Source organism: Xenorhabdus poinarii G6 (genome assembly GCF_000968175.1).
Classification (GTDB): domain Bacteria; phylum Pseudomonadota; class Gammaproteobacteria; order Enterobacterales; family Enterobacteriaceae; genus Xenorhabdus; species Xenorhabdus poinarii.
In genome coordinates this window covers 754924-780314 of the sequence record NZ_FO704551.1, presented here as the reverse complement: position 1 = coordinate 780314, position 25391 = coordinate 754924, and the positions used below count along the sequence as shown (strand labels likewise).

The following is a 25391-nucleotide window of genomic DNA, read 5'->3' as shown; positions in this document are numbered from 1 at the left end:
ATTGCATGGATTTAGAAAGACGACACTAGACCTAGAGTGAATGAAATATTAATAATATCTTTGATTTTATTGAGATTAGTAGACTTTTATTGACTGCGGAAGATGTTTGATTGGAGCGAGTGAAGGGAATCGAACCCTCGTATAGAGCTTGGGAAGCTCTCGTTCTACCATTGAACTACACTCGCATCAACGAAATGACGACGTTAAATATATACTTCTTATTGCATCTCAGCAAGGGATAAGTGATTAATATCTGGTTATATTTCAACCTGTTGTTTTGGTTTTTTGATAAGGGTAAAAAAACGCCCAATCCGGTTAACCGGGTTGGGCATTTAGCAAAATGATTATTTATTCGGGCGCATTGCCGGGAATAGAATAACGTCACGAATCGTATGGCTATTAGTGAACAACATCACCATCCGGTCAATACCGATCCCCAATCCTGCTGTTGGTGGCAAACCATGTTCCAACGCAGTAACATAGTCTTCATCGTAAAACATCGCTTCGTCATCGCCTTCGTCTTTCTGGCGAACTTGCTCCGCAAAACGTTCTGCCTGATCTTCCGCGTCGTTCAGCTCCGAGAAACCATTACCAATTTCACGACCACCAATGAAGAATTCAAAACGATCAGTAATGAATGGGTTGTCATTGTTACGACGTGCCAGCGGAGAAACTTCTGCCGGATATTCTGTAATGAAGGTGGGCTGAATCAGGTGGCTTTCAGCCGTTTCTTCAAAGATTTCACACTGAACACGGCCTAAGCCCCAACCTTTTTCAACGTCAATACCCAAAGATTCCGCGATAACAACCGCCTTATCCATATCATCCAGATCGGCCATGTTGGTTTCTGGACGATATTTACAGATCGCTTCTTTCATGGTCATTTTGGCAAAAGGTTTACCAAAATCAAACGTTTGTTCACCGTACTGAACTTGTGTTGTCCCAAGGACGTCTTGTGTCAACGTACGGAATAGTTCTTCGGTCAGTACGATCAGATCTTGGTAGTCCGCGTAAGCCATGTAGAGTTCCATCATAGTGAACTCTGGGTTGTGGCGCGGAGAAACACCTTCGTTACGGAAGTTGCGGTTGATTTCAAAAACACGTTCGAAGCCCCCAACAACCAAACGTTTCAAGTACAGTTCCGGGGCGATACGCAGGTACATATCGATATCCAGCGCATTGTGGTGCGTGATGAATGGACGCGCACTCGCACCACCGGGAATGGCCTGCATCATTGGCGTTTCAACTTCCATGAAATCTTTTTTGATCATGAAATTACGCAGCGCAGACATCACCTTGGAACGGATCTGGAATGTCTTACGGGAGTCTTCATTTGCGATCAGATCCAAATAACGCTGGCGATAACGGGTTTCTTGATCGGCCAGACCGTGGAATTTATCTGGCAGTGGACGCAGTGCTTTCGTCAGCAAACGCAGCTCAGTACAGTGAATGGAAAGTTCACCCGTTTGTGTTTTGAACAACTTACCGCGTGCACCTAAAATGTCACCCAAATCCCATTTCTTGAACTGAGTGTTATAAATACCTTCCGGCAGATCATCACGGGATACGTAGATCTGAATGCGGCCACCCATGTCTTGCAGAGTTGCAAAAGAGGCTTTACCCATGATACGGCGAGTCATCATGCGACCAGCAACCGTCACTTCGATGTTCAGCGCTTCCAGCTCTTCCTTCGTCTTGTCATCATATTGAGCATGCAAATCTTCGGAAATGTTTTCGCGACGAAAATCGTTTGGGAAAGCAATGCCATTACTACGCAAGGTAGCCAATTTTTCACGGCGGGTTTTCAGTTCATTATTTAAATCAGGAGCCTGTTCAGCTCCCTGCTGTTGTTGCGACATTTTAGTTCCTCATAGGCCAGCTTTTAAGCTTGCTTCAATGAATTTGTCCAAATCCCCATCCAGCACCGATTGCGTATTACGGGTTTCTACCCCTGTACGCAAATCTTTAATACGGGAATCATCCAAAACGTAAGAGCGGATCTGACTACCCCAACCGATGTCCGATTTGTTCTCTTCCATAGCTTGTTTATCTGCATTCTTCTTCTGCATTTCCAGTTCGTACAGTTTCGCTTTCAACTGTTTCATCGCCTGGTCTTTGTTTTTATGCTGAGAACGGTCTGTCTGACATTGGGTTACAACCCCTGTCGGTACGTGGGTAATACGTACCGCCGATTCGGTTTTGTTAACGTGCTGACCACCAGCACCAGAGGCACGATATACGTCAATACGGAGATCCGCCGGATTGATTTCGATATCAATATCATCATCCACTTCTGGGTAAATAAAAGCTGAGCTGAATGAGGTATGACGACGACCACCTGAATCAAAGGGGCTTTTACGAACCAAGCGATGAACACCGGTTTCTGTCCGCAGCCAACCGTAAGCATATTCACCAATGATTTTGATGGTTGCAGATTTCAAACCCGCCACTTCACCATCAGACTCTTCAATGATTTCTGTCTTGAAGCCCTTCGATTCCGCCCAACGCAAATACATGCGCATCAACATGCTGGCCCAATCCTGTGCTTCTGTACCGCCAGATCCCGCCTGAAGATCCAGGTAGCAGTTTGCGCTATCATATTCGCCGGAAAACATGCGACGAAATTCAAGTTGTCCCAGTTTTTCTTCTAGCTGCGCCAATTCAGCAACGGCTTCATTGAAAGTTTCTTCATCATCCGCTTCAACAGCCAATTCCAGCAGGCCGTTAACATCTTCCAATCCCTGAGCGAGCTGATCGATGGTTTCTACGATGATTTCAAGGGATGAACGTTCTTTACCCAACGCCTGAGCCCGTTCCGGTTCATTCCAGACACCAGGCTGTTCGAGTTCAGCATTAACTTCTTCTAAACGTTCTTTCTTGGCATCATAGTCAAAGATACCCCCTCAGAACTGCTGTCCGCTCAGACAGGTCCTGAATGTGATTTTTTACCGGATTAATTTCAAACATATTTTGTGTCTTATACGTTGTGTATTATGGATAAACGATGGTCGCATGAATATTTTCGAACCGCGTATTGTAGCGGATCTATCACAGGGTTTATACCCTTCATCTTTCAAATTGCCGCCCTGTTATTGCCTGCAACTTGAAAAATAAAGGGTAAAAGTGATGAGGAAAAACTGATTTAGTAAAATTTATCGCGTATGTGGCCTGATTCAATAAGACCAAATATGCTGGATCAAAAGCTGGACATCACGGTTACCACGAAATTCATTAATATCCAGTTTATAGGCCAGTTCTACCGTTTTGACACTGTTATCTGGCCAGCGGCTGACATCAATGTTAAAGGCAATACCATCTAACATCGGTCCACCGTTTACGGGTTCAAGGATGACTTTCAGGTGATTTTCACCAACGATGCGCTGTTGCAATAGCTTGAATTTGCCGTCAAAAACCGGCTCGGCAAATGCCTGCCCCCACGGACCGCCATCACGCAGAATGTCGGCTACGTCCAGCGATAGTTCCCCTAACGCTAATTCACCGTCACTCCAGACAACACCTTCTAATTGGGCGATATCCAGCCAATCTGCCACCAACGTAGAAAAATGCTGCTGAAATACGTCAAATTTGTCTTGTTCGATCGACAGCCCTGCGGCCATCGCATGGCCACCAAATTTCAGCATTAGCCCCGGATACAAGGTATCCAGCCGCTCAAGTGCATCACGCATATGCAATCCATTTACGGAACGCCCCGAACCTTTTAAAGTTCCGTCCCCGGCCGGTGCAAAAGCAATGACCGGCCGATGAAAACGCTCTTTAATACGTGATGCCAGAATGCCGACAACGCCCTGATGCCATTCAGGGTGGTAAATCGCCAGTCCGTAAGGTAGCTGAGTATGAATTCGTTCGATTTTATCGCAAATTTGCAAGGCTTCCTGCTGCATACCCTGCTCGATTTCCCGACGAGTCTGGTTCAGACTATCCAGCTCACAAGCAATCTGACGAGCTTGTACGATATCATCGGTCAACAATAACGCCACGCCAACTGACATATCATCCAGGCGTCCGGCCGCGTTTAATCGTGGCCCCAGTGCAAACCCCAAATCACTGGCGACTAATTTCGTCGATTCTCGTTTGGAAACTTCGAGCAACGCCCGTATTCCCGCACAGCAACGTCCTGCCCGAATACGGTTTAACCCTTGATGAACCAGAATGCGGTTATTGGTATCGAGGGGAACGACATCTGCCACCGTCCCTAATGCCACTAAATCCAAGAGTTCCGCCAAATTGGGTAATGGAATGCCTTGTTGTTCAAACCAAGCTAAGTTACGCAATTCTGCTCTGAGCGCTGACATCAGATAGAATGCGACGCCAACGCCTGCCAGCGCCTTAGAAGGAAAAGCGCAGTCGACTAAATTAGGATTGATAATGGCGTCCGCGGCGGGCAGTGTTGCCCCCGGTAAATGGTGATCAGTCACGATCACCTTGATCCCATGCTGATGTGCCATTGCAACACCATCATGGGACGAGATCCCATTATCCACGGTGATAATCAAATCGGCGTTTTTTTTGATAACATCATCAACCACCTGAACGCTTAATCCATAACCATCTTCAAAACGGTTTGGAACAAGATAATCAAGGTGGCAGTAGCCCATTGCCTGTAAAGCGCGAATGCTCAGTGCAGTACTGGTTGCCCCATCTGCATCAAAATCCCCGACAATCACAATGTGCCAGTGTTCATGTAATGCAGTGACCAGCAGCGCTACCGCCCGATCGATACCATTAAGCGTTTGATAATTAAGTAGCCCTTTTACACTACGTTCCAGTTCATCAGCTTGACGTATGCCTCGCATAGCATATAAACGGCGCAATAACGGATGGATGGTGTCGGGAAGATGGCTAAAATCCGCCGTCGGCCGACGGCGGAGTTGTATTTGTCTATTCACTGGTTTTTCTTTTCACTTAATAGGCAACATTATCGATCTGAATTATTCTGCATGTTTCTGCAACATTGCCAGTAAATCTTCCGGTGACAAGTAACCAGGGAGCATACTGCCATCATTCATGATTATCGCAGGCGTACCTTGTACCCCAAACTGCAAACCTAACCGAACGTGGTTTTCAATATCAATTTTGCAGCTCTTGATTGGCGAGATAGTGTCACCTTTAAAAGCAGCATTCAATGATTTATTCGGTGTCGCACTACACCAAACGGATTGCATATCCTTGCCCGATTGACTGTGCACACCATGACGAGGAAATGCTAAGTAACGAACAGTAATACCCAGTTTGTTATATTCCTGCATGTTTTCATGCAATTTGTGGCAATAGCCACAGGAGATATCGGTAAAAACAGTCACAACATATTTTTCTTTTGGCGCCTGATAAGTGATCATCTGATCTTTGAACGCGGCCAGTTTTTTAATCAAAATTTGATTGCTAACGTTGTGCGGTATCTCACCGCTGAGATCATAAAGTGAGCCTTTTAACAGATACTTACCATCATTAGATAGGTAAAACATACCATTCTCGGTTAAAACGGCACTCATATCTCGAATCGGTGATGGCGTGATACTTTCTGCTTTAATCCCCATTTTAGATAATGAGTGATTGATCTCGCTCTCACCAGCAAAGGCATTGCTAGCAACAGCGGTCAACAGCAATGAAAGGCAAAACACAATTTTCTTCATTATTTTTTCCTTTTATTCTCATCTTATTTCGCAGCTACCCACGAGGATGGTGTTGTTGATGCAGCGCTTTAAGACGTTCAGTCGCTACATGTGTGTAAATCTGAGTAGTGGAAAGATCACTATGGCCCAGTAACATTTGCACAACACGTAAGTCAGCGCCATGATTAAGTAGATGTGTTGCAAACGCATGCCGTAAAACGTGGGGAGACAAACGTTCAGTATCAATCCCGGCCAATACAGCATAGTGTTTAATCCGATGCCAGAATGTCTGGCGCGTCATCTGTGTCCCTCGCCTACTGGGAAAAAATACATCAGACACAGCGCCATTCAATAACCACAGGCGACCATGTTCTAGATATTTTTCCAGCCAATAAACAGCCTCTTCTCCCAGAGGAACTAATCTTTCCTTATTTCCCTTACCGATAATCCTGACCATTCCTTGACGTAAACTCACATCAGATAAAGTCAGGCCAACCAGTTCTGAAACCCGCAATCCACAAGCATAAAGTACTTCCAGCATCGCTTTATCCCTCAGTTCAATCGGTTGCTCAACCGAAGGGGTGTTAAGCAAATCTTCAACCTGTTTTTCGCTTAAATCTTTGGGCAAACGTTTCGGTAATTTAGGGGCAGATAGTAAAGCCGTTGGATCATCTCCACGCATTCTTTCACGATAAAGATATTGAAACAACCTGCGCATGGCACTCAACAACCTGGCCGAGCTACTCGCCTTATAACCGCCATCAACGCGTTCAGCCAAAAATGATTGTAGCTCTATTGACTGTACTGAGTATAAATCATGACCATAATGCACCAGCCAATTATTTAAAGCCTGTAAATCAAGACGATAAGACGCCAATGTATTTTCGGCCAGATTTTTTTCCAACCAGATGGTATCGAGAAATTGCTCTATCAGGGGGTTAGACGCGGCATGAGTATCCGCTGAATGGTTGTCTGGCAAGTTGTGTTCTCTTGGCACAAGCCCTCCTTCTTAATCTGCCTATCTGTGCCTTCCGATCGGCTATTATGCCTGAAAAAGCAATTATTCTGTTACAATACCCCCCTGATATTCGAAATTCCCTGATAAATAATGATGAAAATTGGTCTCTTTTACGGTTCCAGTACATGCTATACAGAAATGGTAGCAGAAAAAATACGCGATATACTCGGTGAAGATCTGATCGACTTACATAATGTCAAGGATTGTAATCCCCAATTGATGGAAGACTACACTGTCCTGATCCTGGGTATCCCAACCTGGGATTTCGGGGAGCTACAGGAAGACTGGCTGGCTATTTGGGATCAGCTCCCTTCATTGGATCTGGCCGGAAAAATCGTTGCCATGTATGGAATGGGCGATCAAATCGATTACAGTGAGTGGTTTCTGGATGCATTAGGCATGCTGTATCACCATCTGTTACCGACAGGTGCACAGTTTATTGGTTTCTGGCCAACAGAAGGTTATGAATTTACCAGCCCAAAACCGTTATCCGAAGATGGCAAACAGTTTGTCGGGTTAGCGCTGGACGATGTAAACCAATTCGAACAAACAGACGAGCGCTTAAACGAATGGTGCATACAGATATTGGCTGAAATGGACGCCCTGTTTTAACTGCCGTTTTCGTTATCAGTATATTGGCGCATCAGTTGATTCAAATGACGCCATGCCGAAGGCGACATGCTATCGGATGCCACCCATAATCGGGTCGAAGCCTGGCGCTCTTCTGCCCGGCTCAAAGTATGGAGCATAATGACCATTCCATAGCGATGAAACCACGGTGGTTCAGTGATGCGCCACGCGGCTTTTTGCCAATGCACTTTGTTGCCTTTGAAGAGTACCAGCCTGCCCTGACATTGCCGGATATTTTTCTGACTTCGCATCCAACTGCTGCTGATGATGGCAAACAATGGAAGCCAGAAATAAACACCGTTAATCGGCCAGGGCGCCAATAAAGCAGCGATGGCAACTGCGCCATGTAATCCGCTGGAAAACCAGCGAGTATGGCGAGATTCTCCCAGTTTATTGTTCCACAGGACCACGGGCTTGGTTTCTGCTTTGGATCAATTTCACCATATGATAAAGCTCATCGTTTTCAGGCCGTCCATGATTCATGAGCCAATTGAAAAGATCAGGATCTGGACACGCTAGCAAACGCACAAAAATCCGTTTGTCGTCATCACTCAATGAGTCATATTCATATTCAAAAAATGGCATAATAGAAATATCCAGTTCACGCATTCCACGACGACATGCCCAGCGAATACGTGCTCTATTATCAATATCCATGTTTAAAAAGCCTCTTTATCATTGTCATTCTTGCCATTGCACCAGCAATCCTTGTTAAGATTGATGAGATCAGAGCAGAATGAAATTGTGACAGTCAGATCGTAAGAGATTAACAAGTTACCTACCGTTTCAAATATGATCACGGCTGCAAAATTTCATCGCCACACAAGATTATCAACGATAATAGCCTGTTTTTCATCACCTGACCGGATGAAATCATTCGATATCGTGATAAGTTGCGAAGCCTATCGCAATGGATTGACGATAATTTCATCCCCCGTAAATAACCAGAAGAATCCCTTTGCATTAAACAACTTCTCTTTTACCATAACTGTTACTTCTCAGACAGTTTACTGGCAGGAGCTACTATGGCTTATCAAATTCCATTTTCTGCACAATATCCATCCCCTTCTGCAACACTCCCACTGACGTTAATTTCCCTTGATGATTGGGGGATTGTGACAGTGATTGGATCTGACACCGAAAAGTATTTACAAGGTCAGGTGACGGCAGATCTTACCGCCCTGAATGATAATCAGCATGTGTTAACGGCACATTGTGATGCGAAAGGCAAAATGTGGAGCAATCTGCGGTTGTTCCAGCGAGGCGAAGGCTTTGCCTATATTGAACGGCGATCATTACTGGAAACGCAATTAACTGAATTAAAAAAATATGCCGTATTCTCCAAAGTGACGTTCGTAAACGATGAAGAAAGCGTTTTGCTCGGTGTCGCGGGTAAAGGAAGCCGGGCGGCGCTGGCAACACATTTTCCAACGCTGCCTGATACCGAATCCTCTGTTATTCAGCACGGCACCACAACGCTTCTCCATTTCGCTCTTCCCGCCGAACGTTTCCTGTTAATGACGGATAAAACAACGGCAGCGACATTAACCCAAACATTCGTTGAAGAGTACCAGTCACAATTGAATAACAGTCAGCAATGGCTGGCGCTGGAAATTGAAGCAGGCATTCCTGTGATTGATGCAGCCAGCAGCGCACAATTTATTCCACAGGCCACGAATCTCCAGGCAATCGAAAACAGTATCAGCTTTAAGAAGGGCTGTTATACCGGTCAGGAAATGGTGGCGCGTGCTAAATATCGTGGTGCAAACAAACGAGCCATGTATTGGCTGGCGGGCAGTGCATCCTCTCTGCCCGTCGCTGGCGATGATTTGGAATGGCAATTAGGTGACAAATGGCGGCGAACAGGCTCAGTGCTGGCAGCAGTCAAATTAGTCGATGGCTCAATATGGGTTCAAGTAGTTATGAATAATGATATGGAATTAGAGAGTGTATTCCGTATCCGTGAGGATGAAAATAGTATGCTGACTATTCAGGCATTGCCTTATTCACTAGACGAAGAAAAATAATTACTGAGGTTTTGAAATGTCATTATCTTTACATCCCGTTAATTTTGGCCCTTTTACTGATGTTATTGCGTTTATCATGGAGCTGGATAAGCTAAAATATGTTCATCGCAAAACGAAATTATTGAATAATGCGCGCCATGAAAATTCGGCTGAGCATAGTTGGCATTTTGCGCTTGCTGTGCTTGGTTTTGCGCCTTATGCCGGAGAAGTGGATATCAGCCGCGTTGTGCAAATGGCGCTGATCCATGACATCGTTGAAATCGATGCAGGTGATGTTATCGCGTTCGATCTGGCTGCACGTGAAGCAATTTACAAAGAGGAAGTGAACGCCGCCAACCGTATTTTTGGTTTATTACCGGAAGCTCAACGAGATTATTTTCTGGCACTTTGGCACGAATATGAAAATGCCATCACCCCTGAAGCGAAGTTTGCCAAAACACTCGATAGAGTTATGCCAGTATTTATGAACCTGTATAACCAAGGGCAGAGTTGGGTTGAAAATAACATTCGCTTTGAGCAAGTTTATCAACTACTCCATTTTGTTTCCGAAAGCTATCCTGAATTATGGGAATATCTCCTGCCACAATTGGAAGCAGCGAAAGAGAAAGGCTGGTTAAAATAACGTTCACTTTAATCCTCAAAATCAAGCTGTCAGATTCAGCCTGCATAGTGACTGACAGCTTTAAGCGTATCGACATATGCTACCGAACGACTTATCCGCGCCCGTATAAGCAATATAAAAAGCCGTGTCGGAGTATTTCCCGACACGGCTTAATTTGAATCTCGTTAACTTATTAATTATTAACGATAATCATCAATGGGTGCACACGAGCAATGTAAATTGCGATCACCGTAAACATCATCAAGACGTTTAACCGCCGGCCAGTATTTATTGACTTTGGTTTCTACGGTTGGAAATACGGCAATTTCACGGCTGTATGCATGATCCCAATCAGAAATTAGTTCAGTTTGGACGTGCGGTGCATTGACTAATGGGTTATCTTCCAAAGGCCATTCTCCACGAGCTACCTTGCTGATCTCCTCCCGAATTGCCAGCATTGCATCGATGAAACGGTCGATCTCCACTTTGCTTTCTGATTCTGTCGGCTCCACCATCAACGTGCCCGCAACAGGGAATGACATCGTTGGCGCATGGAAACCATAGTCAATCAGTCGCTTGGCAATATCCATCTCACTAATACCGAACGCTTCTTTCAAAGGACGAATGTCCAGAATGCATTCATGAGCAACGTAGCCATCACGTCCGGTATAGAGGATGTCATAAGCCCCTTTCAGGCGAGCTGCAATGTAGTTCGCATTCAGGATCGCAACCTGACTGGCCTGCTTCAACCCGTTAGCGCCCATCATGCGGATATACATCCAGCTAATCGGCAGGATAGAGGCACTACCGAATGGCGCGGCGGATACTGCGCCTAATGTTGTCACACCGTCCATTTCGACAACCGAATGACCCGGTACAAATGGGGCTAGGTGTTTTTTCATGCCAATCGGCCCCATACCTGGGCCACCGCCGCCGTGTGGGATGCAGAAGGTTTTATGCAGGTTCAAGTGTGAGATATCTGCACCAATAAAGCCTGGGGTCGTAATTCCCACTTGTGCATTCATGTTCGCACCATCAAGATAAACCTGCCCCCCATGTTGGTGGATGATATCGCAAATTTCACGGATAGTTTCTTCATATACACCGTGAGTTGATGGATAGGTCACCATAATACAAGCAAGATTGTGACTGTGTTTTTGCGCTTTTTCACGCAAATCAGCCAAATCAATGTTGCCTTCTTTATCACAGTTCACGACCACAACCGTCATGCCGGCCATATGCGCAGAGGCGGGGTTAGTGCCGTGAGCTGAACTTGGGATCAGGCAAATATGGCGATGTTGCTCGCCACGGCTAGCGTAATAGCGACGAATAGCCAGCAGGCCAGCATATTCTCCCTGTGCGCCAGAGTTGGGTTGCATACAGAATGTGTCATAGCCGGTCAGCAATACCAGCCAATGGGAAAGCTGGCTGATCAACTGGTGGAACCCCTGTGCCTGTTCTGGCGGACAGAAAGGATGCATATCAGTAAATTCAGGCCAGGTAATTGGCATCAGTTCCGCGACAGCATTCAGTTTCATGGTACAGGAACCGAGCGGGATCATGGCTTGATTCAGTGCCAGATCTTTGCGTTCCAGACTGTGCATGTACCGCATCATGTCAGTTTCGCTGTGATAACGACGGAAGTTATCGTGCGTCAAGATTTCGTCATGACGTCGCATGGAAACAGGAATAGATGGACTGCCTGCCACAATTTCTCGATCAAGTGCATCAATATCCAGCCCTGAATCAGAACCTGTGATGACTTGAAACAGGGTGATCAAATCATCACGGCGGGTTTTCTCACTCAATGAGACGCCAACGGCACCAAGAATATCGGTACGCAGGTTAATCCGTGCTTTTTCCGCTCTTGCCAGTACTTGAGCCTTATCTGACACATCAATCGTTAATGTATCAAACCATGTTTTATGCCGTAGCTTGACACCCGCTTTTTGTAAACCGGCAGCCAGAATATCCGTCAGCCGATGAATACGGTGAGCAATGCGTTTCAAACCTTCTGAGCCGTGGTAAACCGCGTACATTCCGGCAATGTTCGCCAATAAGGCTTGAGAGGTACAGATATTGGAGTTCGCTTTTTCCCGGCGGATATGCTGCTCGCGTGTTTGCATCGCCATACGCAATGCATTGTTACCCGCGGCGTCACGAGAAACACCGATAATGCGACCTGGCATGGAGCGCTTAAATTCATCACGACACGCAAAGAAAGCAGCGTGCGGGCCGCCATATCCCATCGGTACACCAAAACGTTGAGCAGAACCCAAAACAATATCGGCACCTTGTTTACCTGGTGCAGTCAACATCACCAGAGCCATAAAGTCCGCGGCAACACTGACGATGATTTTACGCGCTTTCAGTTGCGTTATCAGGTCACTGTAATCGTGAACGGCGCCCGTTGTGCCGACTTGTTGCAACAGAACACCAAAGATCCCTTCCAGTTCCAGTACTTTTTCTGCTTTATCAACAATGACTTCAAATCCGAATGTTTCAGCGCGGGTACGGATAACATCCAATGTCTGTGGATGAATGTCATCGGCCACAAAGAAGCGTTCTGCCCCTTTCAGCTTGCTGATCCGTTTTGCCATCGCCATTGCTTCCGCAGCGGCTGTCGCTTCATCCAATAGTGAAGCAGAGGCAATATCTAATCCCGTCAAATCAATAGTGACTTGCTGGAAATTCAATAACGCTTCTAACCGGCCTTGAGAAACCTCCGGTTGGTAAGGTGTGTATGCGGTATACCAGCCAGGATTTTCCAGCAAATTACGTAAAATGACAGGAGGCAGTATTGCGGGCGCGTATCCCATACCGATATATGATTGATAGCACTGGTTCTGACCCGCTATCGCTTTCAATTCAGCCAATGCCTGTTGTTCTGTCGCACCCTCACCAACTGCCGGCGGCGCGGATAATGCGATATCACGGGGAACGATTTTATGGGTCAGATCATCAAGAGAGTTTGCATTTACTATCGCCAACATTTCGGTTTGCTGTTCAGCAGAAGAACCAATGTGGCGACGAATGAATTCACCTTGATTTTCAAGTTGGATTAATGTCTGAGTCATTGATGATAATTTCCTGAAACGAGCTATGCCTTTATCTTTCAAGTCACCCTATTGTGCTCTGTCACTTGAAATCTATCAGCTATAAAAAACGGCACAAAAAAACGCCCCATTGACAAGGTAATATGGGGCGTTCAAATAAAATCACTCATCTTCTTCTGCTAAAAGTGATTGATAACTTTTAGCATCAAGTAAACTCACTAACTCACTCTCATCAGTGATTTTGAGGCGGAATAACCAACCTTCGTTGTAAGGTTCGCTATTCACTAATTCGGGAGATCCTTCCAGTTCAGGGTTAACCGCGATAATCTTACCGCTCAATGGCGCATAAATATCAGAGGCCGCTTTCACTGACTCTACCACGGCACAATCATCACCCTGATTGACCTCTGTATCTATTTCAGGTAAATCAACAAAAACCATATCCCCCAATAATTTCTGGGCATGTTCGGTAATACCGACAGAGTACTCTCCATTTCCTTCCGAGCGAACCCATTCATGTGATTCTGTATATTTTAATTCTGTTGGTACATGACTCATCGTTGCCATCTCCTTATTTTTTGTTTATTGAACAAAACATAATAATAATCAGATCATTAAAAACAAAAATTACGCTACCAGTGGTTTACCCATCCGCACAAAACCCGGTTTGACAACCTGAACGGGAACTTCACGATTGCGGATCTGGACAACTGCGTGTTCACCAATACCTTGCGGTACACGTGCAAGCGCTATGCTAAACCCTAAGGTTGGGGAAAATGTTCCACTGGTAATCACACCGGCACGCAGTTCACCGGAACCATCCGTGAAACTGACCGCTAATCCACCACGTAACACGCCTTTCTCACGCATCACCAATCCAACCAATTGTTCAGTGCCGCTCTCACGTTGCTGCTCCAAAATCTCACGGCCAATGAACTGGCGATCTTCCGGTTTCCAGGCAATGGTCCATGCCATATTCGCGGCCAGTGGTGAAATAGTTTCATCCATTTCCTGACCATAAAGATTCATACCGGCTTCAAGACGCAATGTATCACGCGCACCCAAGCCAGCCGGTTTCACGCCTGCGGCCAACAACTGTTGCCAAAAATCGGCCGCGTGTTCTTTAGGTAATGCAATTTCATAACCGGCTTCACCGGTATAACCTGTCGTTGCAATAAATAAATTGCCGGCCTGCACACCAAAGAAAGGTTTCATGCCAATGATTGTTTGCTTCTGTTCATCACTGAGCAGCGATTGGACTTTAGCGTGTGCATTGGGTCCCTGAACGGCAATCAGCGCCAAATCATCACGCACTGTAATCTGAACGTCATATTTTTCAGCGTGTTGGTTAATCCATGCTAAGTCTTTCTCACGAGTCGCCGAGTTAACAACCATGCGATAAGCGTGTTCGGTGAAGAAGTAGACAATCAGGTCATCAATGACGCCACCAGAAGCATTTAACATGCCGGTATAAAGTGCCTTGCCCGGCTCGGTCAGTTTGGCAATGTCATTGGCCAGAAGATAGCGGAGAAAATCACGACAACCTGTCCCCTGTAGATCCACAATTGTCATGTGGGAAACGTCGAACATACCAGCATCAGTACGCACTGTATGATGCTCGTCAATTTGTGAACCATAATGCAGAGGCATCATCCAGCCGTGAAAATCGACCATGCGAGCCCCGCATGCCAGATGTTGATCGTATAGTGGGGTGTGTTTTGACATTATTTCCCTCTTTCCATTCTTGACATGAAAAATATACGGCGCATTAACCGGCAGAGGTTGGATCAGGAAGCAAAGAAGCGGTTAATCACGCAAACGATACCTTGGGAGCAGACGTTATCACTGAAACAAGAAATGAACCATAAAATAAATTAGCGGCATAATAGCCAGAAACCGAAAAAGCGCCTATCACCACACGGAATTTTTGTCTAATTTATTACAACAATGCAATAGAAAAGTTTAAAAAATGTCAAAAGAAAATATTTTTTGATTAAAAAAAGGCGAAAGCATGAAGTAAAACTATCCAACATACTTTAACCTAATATGAGAAAAACTAATTCTAAATAATGGGCTAAATTAGATTTTTTCAACCGAAGAGCGCTGAGAAATCAGCCAGTCAGGAAGGTCATTGAGTCCCATCGCGTGGCGAAGCAACAGTGGCTTCATTCCCGGTAAGTGATCAGCCAGTGTTAATCCAATACCCCGCAACAACTTTTTAGCCGGGTGAGTGCCCTCAAATAGCTGGCGGAAACTTTGCATACCTGCGAGCATGATCGCAGCACTGTGTTTGCGACGACGTTCATAACGCCCCAAATAGAGATATTGACCGATGTCTTTTCCTTCCTGATGCAAACGAATCAATTCACTTATCAGCTCAGCCACATCCATGAAGCCAAGATTAACCCCCTGACCAGCTAAGGGATGGATAGTGTGAGCCGCATCCCCCAATAATGCTAATCGATGTGCAGCAAAATGACGGGCGTAACGCCCCATCAAGGGAATAGTTTGTCTGTCACTGATCAATTCACATTGACCAAGACGCATATCAAATGTCGCACCCAGTTGTCGATTAAACCCTTTTGCTTCCATCGACTTGCGCTGCTGTGCAGCATCAGCCGGCAATGACCAAACAATCGAACAAAGGTGAGGATCGGACAGGGGCAGGAAAGCCAGTATGCCATCACCATGAAAAACCTGACGCGCAATGTTGCCATGCGGTATCTCAGTACGAATTGTCGCGACCAGCGCATGGTGTTCATAATCCCAAAAAGTCAGCGGAATATCAGCATGTTGACGCAACCAGGAATGAGCGCCATCAGCACCAACAACCAAACGTGAAGTCAGCATATTTCCGTCAGATAAAGTGATGAAGGCCTCGTTTTCTCCCCAGGCAACATGCTGAAGAGAGGCTGGCGTAAAAATCATGACATCAGGTAAGCTTTCTGCGCGTTGCCAAAGCGCTTTCCGAATCACAGCGTTTTCGATGATATGCCCCAAGTGTGTCAGGCCATTGTCCGCTGCATTAAACTGAATGCGCCCAACATTATCCTGATCCCAAACTTCCATTCCCTGATAAGATCTGGCTCGTATCATCAGGATGTCCTGCCAGACACCGATACGGGTCAACAATCGTTCGCTGGCTGCATTAATGGCTGAAACACGCAACGCATATTCATCATTGGTATCCAATCGCTGTGTCGGTGGGTGTGCTTCTACAATCGCGATGCGCAAACCACTACCTTGCAAACCACAGGCCAACGCAAGGCCAACCATTCCGCCTCCTGCGATGACCACATCAAATGATTGCATTCTTTTTTCCTCTTAATCTGCCAATAGCATTAATCTGCCAACGATGACTGAGCAACCCAGCCCAATGTCTGACGGGCAAAGCAATCCCGCATTGGGGGGAATATTTCCATCGTTATCAAGCCAAGATGACGCCCCATTTTTAACGGCAAGTCATCATTGGCGAATAACCGAACTAATCCATCGGTGATACCAATGGTGGTTTCACGATCTGCCTGGCGTTGTTGTTGATATTGTGCCAGAACCTGATAAGCGCCAATATCTTGCCCTGCATCTGCAGCGGCTGAAAGGATCTGCGCCAAAGCCATCACATCACGCATTCCTAAGTTGAAGCCCTGCCCGGCGATTGGATGCAAGGTTTGGGAAGCATTGCCGACCAGAGCCAGACGATGGCTCACCTGCCTGCTGGCTATTGATAGAGCCAATGGGTAGCTGTGCCAGCAGCCGGTTTCCAACATTTTCCCCAAACGCCAGCCAAACGCTGTTTGCAGATGTTGAAGAAATTCGTTTTGGCTCCAGTTTTTGATTTCTGATTGTTTTTCCTGGGGGTGACACCATACCAGTGAGCTGCGCCCTTCCGACATAGGTAACAGCGCCAATGGGCCATGTTGAGTAAAACGCTCGAAGGCCCTTCCTTGAGGATGTTCAGACGTCAGCACATTGGCAATAATGGCTGTCTGACCATAGGCGTATCGCTGGTAGGGTATATTGCACGCCTGAGCGATTGCCGAATGGCTCCCATCCGCAGCCACCAGCAGTTCTCCTGTCAGTTTTTCGCCATTATCCAGCGTCACCACTACTGCACTTTCCAAACGCTCAACGGAACTCACTTTAACCGGACAGTAGAGTTTAATATTGGGCGATTGTTTTAATAAATCAAAAAGATGGTTTCCAGCATCATGCAGTTCAATCACATTGCCTAATGCCGGTATCGCATAATTTTCAGCGCGAAGATTAACGAAACCGCTATGACCACGGTCGCTGACATGAACGTGAGTTATTGGCGTAACGCAATGTTGCAGAGCGGGCCAGATACCGATCTGATCCAAGCGTTGACACGTTCCATAAGCCAAAGCAATCGCCCTTGCATCAAAACCGGGGTGTGCCTGGCTCGGTTCTGCTGCTTCAATTAAGGAGACCTGCAATTGCCCCCGACTCAACGAAGCAATGGCCAGAGCCAATGTTGCTCCCGTCATTCCTCCGCCCACAATAATCACGTTCATTATCACTTCCTGATTACTTTAACTTTAACAGAGCTAATAACCTTCATTGGACTTTGCCTGAGCCATCAGCGCTTCTATCTCATCCGGATCTTTCACGACAAGCTCGGTCAGGTTGTCATTCCCTGTTTCCGTGATCACAATGTCATCTTCAATGCGGATACCGATCCCCCGGTATTCCAACGGGACATCAGCATCCGGGGCAATATAAAGCCCCGGCTCGACAGTCAGCACCATACCGGGTTCCAGAATGCGATCACGATCAACGCCGTAATGACCCACATCATGCACATCTAATCCCAGCCAGTGACTCAAACCATGCATGAAAAACTGACGATAAGCATTGGTTTCGATCAACTGTTCGACTTCACCATGCATAATGCCCAATTTGACGAGCCCCTTTACCATGACACGCACAACATGCCCCGTAACTTCGCTGATGCGGGCACCCGGTTTGTACAACTCAAGGGCAAGCTCGATGGCTTCCAGCACAATGTCATAGAGTTCACGTTGAGGGCGTGTAAATTTTCCATTGACGGGAAATGTCCGCGTAATGTCGCCGGCATATCCCAGATACTCACATCCTGCATCGATCAACACCAAGTCACCGTCTTTCATGCGACGATCATTTTCGGTGTAATGCAAAATACAGGCGTTTTCTCCTGCACCGATGATCGTGTTATAGGCCGGATAACGAGCACCATGACGACAAAATTCGTAGTGAATCTCGGCCTCAAGCTGATATTCAAACATATCAGGACGGCAAGCCTGCATCGCTCTGAGATGTGCCTTAGCGCTGATCTCACCGGCCTTGTGCATGATTTCCAATTCTGTTTTTGATTTAAACAGACGCATTTCATGCAGCCACGGACGCCAATCGGCCATGACCGCCGGCGCGCTGAAATTACGGCGGTTGTTTTTGCGTAATTTATCCAGGGCATGAAATACGATGTTATCCGCGTACTCAAATTCGCCTTGAGCGTGATACAGCACTTCTAAACCATTTAACAACAGATACAGTTGTTCATTGATGTCATCAAATGGCAGAGCGCGATCCACCCCCAATTGTTCCAGTGCCGCTTCTTGACCAAGACGACGACCAAACCAGATTTCTGCGGTTAAATCACGAACCCGATTAAATAACACGCTATGATTGTGCGTTTCATTGCTTTTAATCAGTATCAGAACGGATTCCGGCTCATTAAACCCGGTCAGATAAAGAAAATCACTCTGCTGACGGTAGGAATATTCACTATCTGAATTCCGTGTCGCAGGCGGAGCAGAAAAAATAATGGCCGCACTTGCCGGTGCCATTTTTGCTAATAATGCCTGACGACGAGATAAATATTCTTGTTTAGTCATACCCTCTCCTGCAAATCCATGATGAGTTGTTCAAGCCGCTGTTTGGATGAATGCCGCCAATCAATGCAACGTTGGCTTTTTATTTTCTACATTATCTGCGGTTTTCGGTTTTGCTAATGCGATATAACAGAGCTGCACCGCAACCCGAACATATTCTAATACTTCTTCAAGAGCTTGAGATAACGCTTCCTGATCTTCACTTTCGTCATAGCCCAACATACCGATGTTCCGAAAATCAGTGATAATTTCCTGTACTTCTGATTTTTCTGTCAATTTCGGGGTCGCTACGCCTAACCCTAGCAGAAAGTGGTTCACCCATCCCGCCAACGCATCTGCACATTCAAAAACGCTTGCGTCTTCATCCGGCATTAATAGATGAAAAGAGAAACTACTGTCATCCAGAGATTCAAACGTTGTTTCATACAACGCCCTCAGTGGCATCGCTAAAACCTGAGAAAATGCCAGACCGTCATTGGTCAGATCATGCACCAATGTTTGCCAGCTACCATGATGATCCCCACCACAAAGTAATCCACAGATTAATCCGTGCATTTCTGCCGCGGTAAGTGCAATGGACTGTTGATGCAAAATTTCATCAAATGACTGATAATTAGGTAATGAGTTTTGTATAGACATATATATTGATCATCGTTGGCGATATAAGTTCGTGCTATGCTACCATCAAGGGGAGTCGCTATACCAGAACAGCACATACCGATATATCCCCAATAGATTTCAAGTTGCAGCATGATGGCAAAAACATCCATTCCGGAGACATAGATGGCTTTATATCTATCGTTCACTGGCAGGGGTGAGTGAATATTGTCCAAAAGCAGCGCTGTGAAAGATAAAGGGAAAAAGGGGGCTTTTTGGTATTGTACGGTAATGATTCGTGTCGGCCTTGTTTTTACATCAATATAGACTTTGTGCCCAATAAATTTCAAATTGTCGCGCCGTGCAATTTGAAAGATAAGGCTGATATGTCAAAATCAAGGTATTCGGCACAGTAATAAATCAGGAAGGTGTCATGTCTGCACAACCAGTAGATATTCAGATTTTTGGGCGGTCATTACGTGTCAATTGTCCACCAGAGCAGATTGAAGCATTACAAGCTGCTGCTGAGGAACTTGATCAGCGTTTGCATAACCTCAAAGAACGCACCAGAGTCACTAACACTGAACAACTGGTTTTTATTGTAGCACTGAATATCTGTCACGAGTTGGCACAGGAAAAGATGAAAACTCGTGATTATGCCTACAATATGGAGCAAAAAATAAAAATGCTCCAGCAGACCATTGAAAAAGCACTGTTAGAACAGGGTAAAATTACCTGATAATACGACTTATCAACCCATTTTTGTTGATAAATCAAGCAGTAATGATGATAGATTAATATAAGCAGTTGCTTTCTACGTTGAGTTCAATACAATAGGCCCTATAACGTTGCTTAGATCCTATTCAAGTAGCTAAGCAACAAAAAATTTCTCTGAGGTGTTCGTGAGCAGGTTTGTCCCCTGAGCCGATATTTCATTTTTATAGAATGTGGTGCTCTGTTTCTTGTGAGCATGCTTGGCTAGACCAAGAAGCCTAATAGAAACGACCCCGCGTTCACCTTGAACCAAGGGTTCAAGGGTTACCGCCTGCAACGGCATCTTGGAGAACCCCCCAATTTTATCTGTTTTGTAGCCTTTTCTGCATTGATCAACAGGCAGGTATCATGCAATCAGATCCTTTTTATTCTTTACGCACATCCATTAGAAAAAAAATCCGACAACGACGTCAAAGCCTGTCTCCTGAACAACAATCACAGTTTGCCCAACAAGCCGTTAAACAGGTTCTGGCTCACCCCAAGATCAAACCGGCGACCAACATTGCGCTCTATCTCTCATTTGATGGAGAATTAGATACACGGCCGCTGATCCAACAACTTTGGCAACAAAACAAACAGGTTTACTTGCCGATCTTGCATCCTTTTAGCCGGTATCACCTGCTATTTCTCCATTATGGTCCCGATACCCCTCTTATTCGGAATCGCCTAAATATAGACGAACCCCAATTAGATGTCCGGCAGGTTTTACCGGTGTCTGAACTGGATGTGATGTTTATTCCGCTGGTCGCGTTTGATTGTACCGGGCAACGTTTGGGAATGGGTGGCGGTTTCTACGATAGAACGCTCGCCAAATGGCAACAACAAAATTTTTATCCTATCGGACTGGCCCATGATGTTCAATTAGTTGAGAAACTCCCCAGTGCAAGTTGGGATATCCCTCTGCCAGAAATCATGACGCCAGAAAAAGTATGGCGATGGGATGGGGCTTCTTCTTGATTAACAGGGGCTCTCACGTTTTGAGTAGCCCCTTATGTTTAATCACTCTTGCTGTCATCAATGATTGCGCTGGTTAACACACCATCCTATCTCAGCCAATCATCAGATCTCAGTAAAGCAAACGGGCGCGAATAGTCCCTGGCAATGCTTTCAGTTTTTGCAAGACCAGTTCGGCCTGAGCGGAATTTTGTGTCGTAATATCAATCACCACATAACCAATATTACTGTCAGTCCGTAAGTACTGAGCATCAATATTGATTTCTTGCTCAGTGAACACTTGGTTAATACTGGTTAATATGCCTGGACGGTTTTCATGGATATGCAGCAACCGATTCGTATCCTTGGCATGAATAGGCAGTGAGACTTCCGGGAAATTGACGGCTGACAACGTAGAGCCATTGTCAGAGTATTTAACCAGTTTACCTGACACTTCATAACCAATATTTTGCTGTGCTTCTTGTGTTGAACCGCCAATATGTGGTGTCAACAGGACGTTATCAAACGCGCTTAATGGTGAGATGAAGGGGTCACTGTTTGTCGCGGGTTCGTGAGGAAAAACATCAATCGCTGCCCCAGAGAGATGCCCTGCTTCCAGCGCTTCGCTGAGTGCCGGAATATCGACGACCGTACCGCGTGATGCGTTGATCAAAATTGAACCTGGCTTCATTAACTCTAATTCTGCCGACCCAATCATATTCTTGGTGGAAGCCGTTTCAGGAACATGCAGGCTTATCACATCACTCATATTCAATAATTCAGATAAATGACGAACTTGCTGTGCATTACCCAGTGGCAATTTATTTTCAATATCATAGAAATAGACATTCAAGCCAATATTTTCAGCTAAAATACCAAGCTGTGTGCCGATATGACCATAACCGATAATGCCTAATTTTTTTCCACGTGCCTCATAGCAGCCGTGTGCCTGCTTATCCCATATTCCATTATGTGCTTTTGCATTCGCCTCAGGAATGCGACGTAATAGCAGTAACAACTCCCCCAAGACCATTTCAGCGACTGAACGTGTATTGGAAAAAGGCGCATTAAATACAGGAATACCACGTTTTGTTGCGGCTTTCAGGTCAACCTGATTAGTACCAATACAAAAACATCCGACTGCAACCAGTTTTTCTGCGGCTGCAAAAATGTCTTCCGTCAACTGAGTACGGGAACGAATTCCCACAAATCGGGCATCACGAATCGCTTCTTTCAACGCTTCAGGATCTAATGCCCCTTTGTGATACTCAATATTGCTGTACCCTGCTGCTTTTAAACTGTCTACTGTGTTTTGATGAACGCCCTCCAGTAGCAGAAATTTAATCTTATCCTTCTCTAAAGATACCTTAACCATTTGCCCGCCCTAGTTGTATTAACTTTTGTAACGCCTATCGATTCCACCAAAATAACAAAAAAAACAGCAACGGCAATACAATCGATTGCGTATATTACAGAATAAGTAACAGTAAATAAGTTGTTATGCAAAATAAAATGATTGGTTACAGAAAAAAGACAGGATTTTGAATAAAATTTAGACAAAAAATCAATATATATCACTAAATTTATTTTTTGAAAAAATATAAAAATATTTTGAGGGCAGGATATTCTGCCCCCAATCTGTGATTATTCAGTGAGCGTCTTAACGCCATTTGCGGTACCGACCAACACCACGTTAGCGCCCCGATTAGCAAAAAGCCCCACCGTTACCACGCCAGCGATGCCATTGATTTGATTCTCTAACTCAATCGGATCAACAATAGAGAGGTTATGAACATCCAGAATATCGTTACCATTGTCTGTCACGACGTTTTCACGATAAACCGGCGTCCCCCCCAATTTCACCAACTCACGGGCAACATAAGCGCGAGCCATCGGGATAACTTCAACGGGCAGCGGGAATTTGCCTAGTACATCGACTTGCTTAGACGAATCAACAATACAAATAAATGTCTTCGCAACCGCCGCAATGATTTTTTCTCTGGTTAATGCGGCGCCACCGCCTTTGATCATCTGCATTTGACCATTAATTTCATCAGCGCCATCGACATAAATATCCAAAATGTCAACCTCATTACAGTCAAACACCGGAATGCCAAGACTTTTAAGTTTCTCAGTCGATGCCTCTGAACTAGATACAGCCCCCTTAATGGTATTTTTAATCGTTCCTAACGCATCGATAAAATGCGCGGCCGTAGAACCAGTTCCAACACCGACAATGGTGTCGGGTTTAACATATTCCAACGCCGACCAACCTACTGCTTTTTTCAGTTCATCCTGAGTCATATCGATCACAGCCTATCATCAGTTACAAGAAAAAATTTGACGACCAGTATAAACAATATTGGCTCGTCTCATGAAAAAATATGGCATAGTGCTATATGGCATAGTGCTCTTGAGTCCACATCATGGCTTTGAGGTTCTTGCATCACAGAGGTTTTGTGATTGATGTCAAACCGTTTGGCTTTCCTATGTATTGAGCGATGTCAGATAAAAAGAGCAAACATGGAGGATCTTATTTTCAATGAAACGTCCTGACTATCGATCATTGCAAGCATTAGATGCAGTGATCAGAGAACGTGGTTTCGAACGAGCAGCGCAAAAACTTTGTATCACCCAATCAGCCGTATCCCAAAGAATCAAACAATTAGAAAATATGTTTGGTCAACCGCTTTTGGTACGCACTGTTCCTCCCCACCCGACAGAACAAGGGCAAAGGCTGCTTGCGCTATTACATCAGGTAGAAATGCTGGAGGCACAATGGCTCGGCGATGAGAACAGTCATGAAACCCCGTTATTGCTTTCCCTTGCGGTTAATGCGGACAGTCTGGCTACATGGCTTTTACCCGCTCTCCATCCTGTCTTGTCCGATTTACCTATTCGGCTCAATATTCAGGTGGAAGATGAAACCCGGACTCAGGAACGTTTGCGGCGTGGCGAAGTTGTCGGGGCGATTAGTATCCAATCTCAACCTCTGCCAAGCTGCCTGGTCGATAAGTTAGGCGCTCTGGATTATCTGTTTGTTGCCTCTCCAGGGTTCGCAAACCGTTTTTTCCCGAATGGCGTTACGCGTTCAGCGCTACTGAAAGCCCCGGCTGTTGCATTCGACCATTTGGATGATATGCATCAAGCATTTTTACAGCAGAATTTTGATTTATCGCCGGGCAGCGTGCCCTGCCACATTGTGAATTCTTCCGAAGCATTTGTACAATTGGCAAAACAGGGCTCAACCTGTTGTATGATCCCACATTTGCAAGTTGACAAGGAATTGAAAGACGGTGAATTAATCGATCTGACGCCGGGTCTTTACCAACGCCGTATGCTTTACTGGCATCGTTTTGCGCCAGAAAGTGGAACGATGAGAAAAGTCACTGACGCCCTGTTAAAACTTGGACGCCAGATGTTACGTCAAGAAGATAAAACTGACTAGCGCTGTAATTCAAAAATAGCATCAACGTGATCAGAAAACTCAATGTTCTGTGGTGCATAGGTTTCACGTGCTGATTCAGAATTTGGCGCTGCCATCAGAGCTGACTGGTATTTCAGACGGCTCATTGGCATAGCCACAGCTTCAGGCGCCCGATAATTAATGCTATATACAGGGCCTAATTTACCGTTGAACCCTTTTGCCAAGGCCGTTGCTTGTTGAATCGCATTTTCTATCGCTTTTTGTCTGGCTTCATCACGGTAACGTTGCGGATTATCGACACTAAACTGAACAGCGTTAATTTCGTTCAACCCTGCTTTCAGAGCACCATCCAATAAGGTATCTAATTGATCTAACTTATGCACTTTCACTTCAACTGAACGTGATGCCATATAACCCGTAATCATTGATTTTCCGGTTTTTTGTTCATAACGATATGTTGGCTGAGTGCGCAAATTCGCCGCATCAATATCTTTCTTTTCGATACCGTTATTTTTCAGAAAATCAAAATATTTCGCGACACGAGCATCGATGGTTTTCTTTGCTTCTGCCGCGCTCTTCTCGGTTTCACTCACGTGGATCATTAAAGTTGCCATATCCGGTGCGGCTTTAACGACCGCGTTACCCGAAGTAGCAATATGTGGCACAGATAACGAACCCGCAGCAGATACAGACATATAAGGCAGGCTTCCCAGCGCCATCATCGCGGCCAATACCAGTGACTTAAGTTTCACAAAACCTCCTCAATACCACTTAATGTACATCAGTCAGGTGCTTTCAGAAACATTAGCA

23 protein-coding genes, 1 tRNA gene and 1 other RNA gene are annotated in these 25391 nt (G+C 45.4%); 7 read left to right on the top strand and 18 right to left on the bottom strand.

What is annotated here, in order from left to right; all coding sequences use genetic code 11:
• Nucleotides 1–111 precede the first annotated feature (111 nt).
• From XPG1_RS03415 to xerD, 6 genes are all read right to left on the bottom strand, one after another.
• Nucleotides 112–185 (bottom strand) — tRNA-Gly (locus XPG1_RS03415).
• A 159-nt stretch (nucleotides 186–344) separates the two neighbouring features.
• Nucleotides 345–1859, bottom strand: coding sequence for a lysine--tRNA ligase (lysS, locus tag XPG1_RS03410; protein WP_045957842.1), 1515 nt, complete (start codon nucleotides 1857–1859; stop codon nucleotides 345–347).
• A gap of 9 nt (nucleotides 1860–1868) precedes the next feature.
• A protein-coding gene (gene prfB, locus XPG1_RS03405) for a peptide chain release factor 2 (RefSeq protein WP_157879429.1) occupies nucleotides 1869–2967 on the bottom strand; the annotation gives its coding sequence in 2 pieces (ribosomal slippage) (nucleotides 1869–2891 and nucleotides 2893–2967; 1098 coding nt in all).
• A gap of 206 nt (nucleotides 2968–3173) precedes the next feature.
• Entirely contained in the window at nucleotides 3174–4907 is a 1734-nt protein-coding gene (recJ, locus tag XPG1_RS03400) for a single-stranded-DNA-specific exonuclease RecJ (protein ID WP_045957840.1), read from the bottom strand.
• Nucleotides 4908–4949: 42 nt separating this feature from the next.
• Complete coding sequence (gene dsbC, locus XPG1_RS03395) at nucleotides 4950–5651, bottom strand: bifunctional protein-disulfide isomerase/oxidoreductase DsbC (RefSeq protein WP_045957839.1); 702 nt, start codon at nucleotides 5649–5651, stop codon at nucleotides 4950–4952.
• Between the two features lie 34 nt (nucleotides 5652–5685).
• Complete coding sequence (gene xerD / locus XPG1_RS03390; RefSeq protein ID WP_045960362.1) at nucleotides 5686–6609, bottom strand: site-specific tyrosine recombinase XerD; 924 nt, start codon at nucleotides 6607–6609, stop codon at nucleotides 5686–5688.
• Nucleotides 6610–6741: 132 nt separating this feature from the next.
• Here xerD and fldB point away from each other — a divergent pair, with 132 nt between their 5' ends.
• Nucleotides 6742–7260 (top strand): flavodoxin FldB, encoded by a 519-nt coding sequence (fldB, locus tag XPG1_RS03385; RefSeq protein WP_045957838.1) that lies wholly within the window; start codon nucleotides 6742–6744, stop codon nucleotides 7258–7260.
• Here fldB and XPG1_RS03380 read toward each other — a convergent pair.
• Together XPG1_RS03380 and sdhE are read right to left on the bottom strand one after the other, a co-directional pair.
• Nucleotides 7257–7688, bottom strand: a complete 432-nt coding sequence (locus tag XPG1_RS03380) for a protein YgfX (RefSeq protein ID WP_045957837.1) — start codon at nucleotides 7686–7688, stop codon at nucleotides 7257–7259. The two genes, fldB and XPG1_RS03380, sit on opposite strands and share 4 nt — an antisense overlap.
• Nucleotides 7669–7935, bottom strand: a complete 267-nt coding sequence (gene sdhE / locus XPG1_RS03375; protein WP_045957836.1) for an FAD assembly factor SdhE — start codon at nucleotides 7933–7935, stop codon at nucleotides 7669–7671. Before sdhE ends, XPG1_RS03380 begins: the two co-directional genes overlap by 20 nt.
• A gap of 368 nt (nucleotides 7936–8303) precedes the next feature.
• On the opposite strand from sdhE, the gene ygfZ reads away from it, so the two are divergent.
• Together ygfZ and XPG1_RS03365 are read left to right on the top strand one after the other, a co-directional pair.
• A complete protein-coding gene (gene ygfZ / locus XPG1_RS03370; RefSeq protein WP_045957835.1) occupies nucleotides 8304–9305 on the top strand; it encodes a tRNA-modifying protein YgfZ in 1002 nt (333 codons plus the stop codon).
• Between the two features lie 16 nt (nucleotides 9306–9321).
• Nucleotides 9322–9927 carry an HD domain-containing protein gene (locus tag XPG1_RS03365; protein WP_045957834.1) on the top strand — a complete coding sequence of 202 codons (606 nt, stop codon included), beginning with the start codon at nucleotides 9322–9324 and terminating at the stop codon, nucleotides 9925–9927.
• Between the two features lie 179 nt (nucleotides 9928–10106).
• Here the strand turns inward: XPG1_RS03365 and gcvP are convergent, their stop codons facing one another.
• The 7 genes from gcvP to XPG1_RS03330 form a co-directional block, all read right to left on the bottom strand.
• Complete coding sequence (gcvP, locus tag XPG1_RS03360; protein WP_045957833.1) at nucleotides 10107–12983, bottom strand: aminomethyl-transferring glycine dehydrogenase; 2877 nt, start codon at nucleotides 12981–12983, stop codon at nucleotides 10107–10109.
• A gap of 141 nt (nucleotides 12984–13124) precedes the next feature.
• Nucleotides 13125–13520 (bottom strand): glycine cleavage system protein GcvH, encoded by a 396-nt coding sequence (gene gcvH, locus XPG1_RS03355; RefSeq protein ID WP_045957832.1) that lies wholly within the window; start codon nucleotides 13518–13520, stop codon nucleotides 13125–13127.
• Between the two features lie 69 nt (nucleotides 13521–13589).
• Complete coding sequence (gene gcvT, locus XPG1_RS03350) at nucleotides 13590–14687, bottom strand: glycine cleavage system aminomethyltransferase GcvT (RefSeq protein ID WP_045957831.1); 1098 nt, start codon at nucleotides 14685–14687, stop codon at nucleotides 13590–13592.
• Between the two features lie 354 nt (nucleotides 14688–15041).
• Entirely contained in the window at nucleotides 15042–16274 is a 1233-nt protein-coding gene (ubiI, locus tag XPG1_RS03345) for an FAD-dependent 2-octaprenylphenol hydroxylase (protein WP_045957830.1), read from the bottom strand.
• A 29-nt stretch (nucleotides 16275–16303) separates the two neighbouring features.
• The gene (ubiH, locus tag XPG1_RS03340) at nucleotides 16304–17494 is read right to left on the bottom strand and encodes a 2-octaprenyl-6-methoxyphenyl hydroxylase (RefSeq protein ID WP_045957829.1); all 1191 of its coding nucleotides are present in this window, start codon (nucleotides 17492–17494) and stop codon (nucleotides 16304–16306) included.
• 33 nt (nucleotides 17495–17527) lie between these two features.
• The gene (gene pepP, locus XPG1_RS03335) at nucleotides 17528–18853 is read right to left on the bottom strand and encodes a Xaa-Pro aminopeptidase (protein ID WP_045957828.1); all 1326 of its coding nucleotides are present in this window, start codon (nucleotides 18851–18853) and stop codon (nucleotides 17528–17530) included.
• Nucleotides 18854–18913: 60 nt separating this feature from the next.
• On the bottom strand, nucleotides 18914–19489 hold the full coding sequence (locus XPG1_RS03330; RefSeq protein WP_045957827.1) for a YecA/YgfB family protein: 576 nt from the start codon (nucleotides 19487–19489) through the stop codon (nucleotides 18914–18916).
• 391 nt (nucleotides 19490–19880) lie between these two features.
• Here XPG1_RS03330 and zapA point away from each other — a divergent pair, with 391 nt between their 5' ends.
• From zapA to XPG1_RS03315, 3 genes are all read left to right on the top strand, one after another.
• The gene (zapA, locus tag XPG1_RS03325; RefSeq protein WP_045957826.1) at nucleotides 19881–20186 is read left to right on the top strand and encodes a cell division protein ZapA; all 306 of its coding nucleotides are present in this window, start codon (nucleotides 19881–19883) and stop codon (nucleotides 20184–20186) included.
• 146 nt (nucleotides 20187–20332) lie between these two features.
• Nucleotides 20333–20516, top strand: a non-coding RNA gene (ssrS, locus tag XPG1_RS17335) — 6S RNA.
• A 53-nt stretch (nucleotides 20517–20569) separates the two neighbouring features.
• A complete protein-coding gene (locus XPG1_RS03315) occupies nucleotides 20570–21178 on the top strand; it encodes a 5-formyltetrahydrofolate cyclo-ligase (RefSeq protein WP_045957824.1) in 609 nt (202 codons plus the stop codon).
• Between the two features lie 109 nt (nucleotides 21179–21287).
• On the opposite strand, the gene serA is transcribed toward XPG1_RS03315, so the two are convergent.
• Nucleotides 21288–22529 carry a phosphoglycerate dehydrogenase gene (gene serA / locus XPG1_RS03310; protein WP_045957823.1) on the bottom strand — a complete coding sequence of 414 codons (1242 nt, stop codon included), beginning with the start codon at nucleotides 22527–22529 and terminating at the stop codon, nucleotides 21288–21290.
• Nucleotides 22530–22798: 269 nt separating this feature from the next.
• Nucleotides 22799–23458 carry a ribose-5-phosphate isomerase RpiA gene (rpiA, locus tag XPG1_RS03305; RefSeq protein WP_045957822.1) on the bottom strand — a complete coding sequence of 220 codons (660 nt, stop codon included), beginning with the start codon at nucleotides 23456–23458 and terminating at the stop codon, nucleotides 22799–22801.
• A gap of 238 nt (nucleotides 23459–23696) precedes the next feature.
• On the opposite strand from rpiA, the gene XPG1_RS03300 reads away from it, so the two are divergent.
• Nucleotides 23697–24602 (top strand): LysR family transcriptional regulator ArgP, encoded by a 906-nt coding sequence (locus XPG1_RS03300; protein ID WP_045957821.1) that lies wholly within the window; start codon nucleotides 23697–23699, stop codon nucleotides 24600–24602.
• Here the strand turns inward: XPG1_RS03300 and XPG1_RS03295 are convergent.
• Nucleotides 24599–25333, bottom strand: coding sequence for an oxidative stress defense protein (locus tag XPG1_RS03295; RefSeq protein WP_045957820.1), 735 nt, complete (start codon nucleotides 25331–25333; stop codon nucleotides 24599–24601). The genes XPG1_RS03300 and XPG1_RS03295 overlap by 4 nt on opposite strands.
• Nucleotides 25334–25391 lie beyond the last annotated feature (58 nt).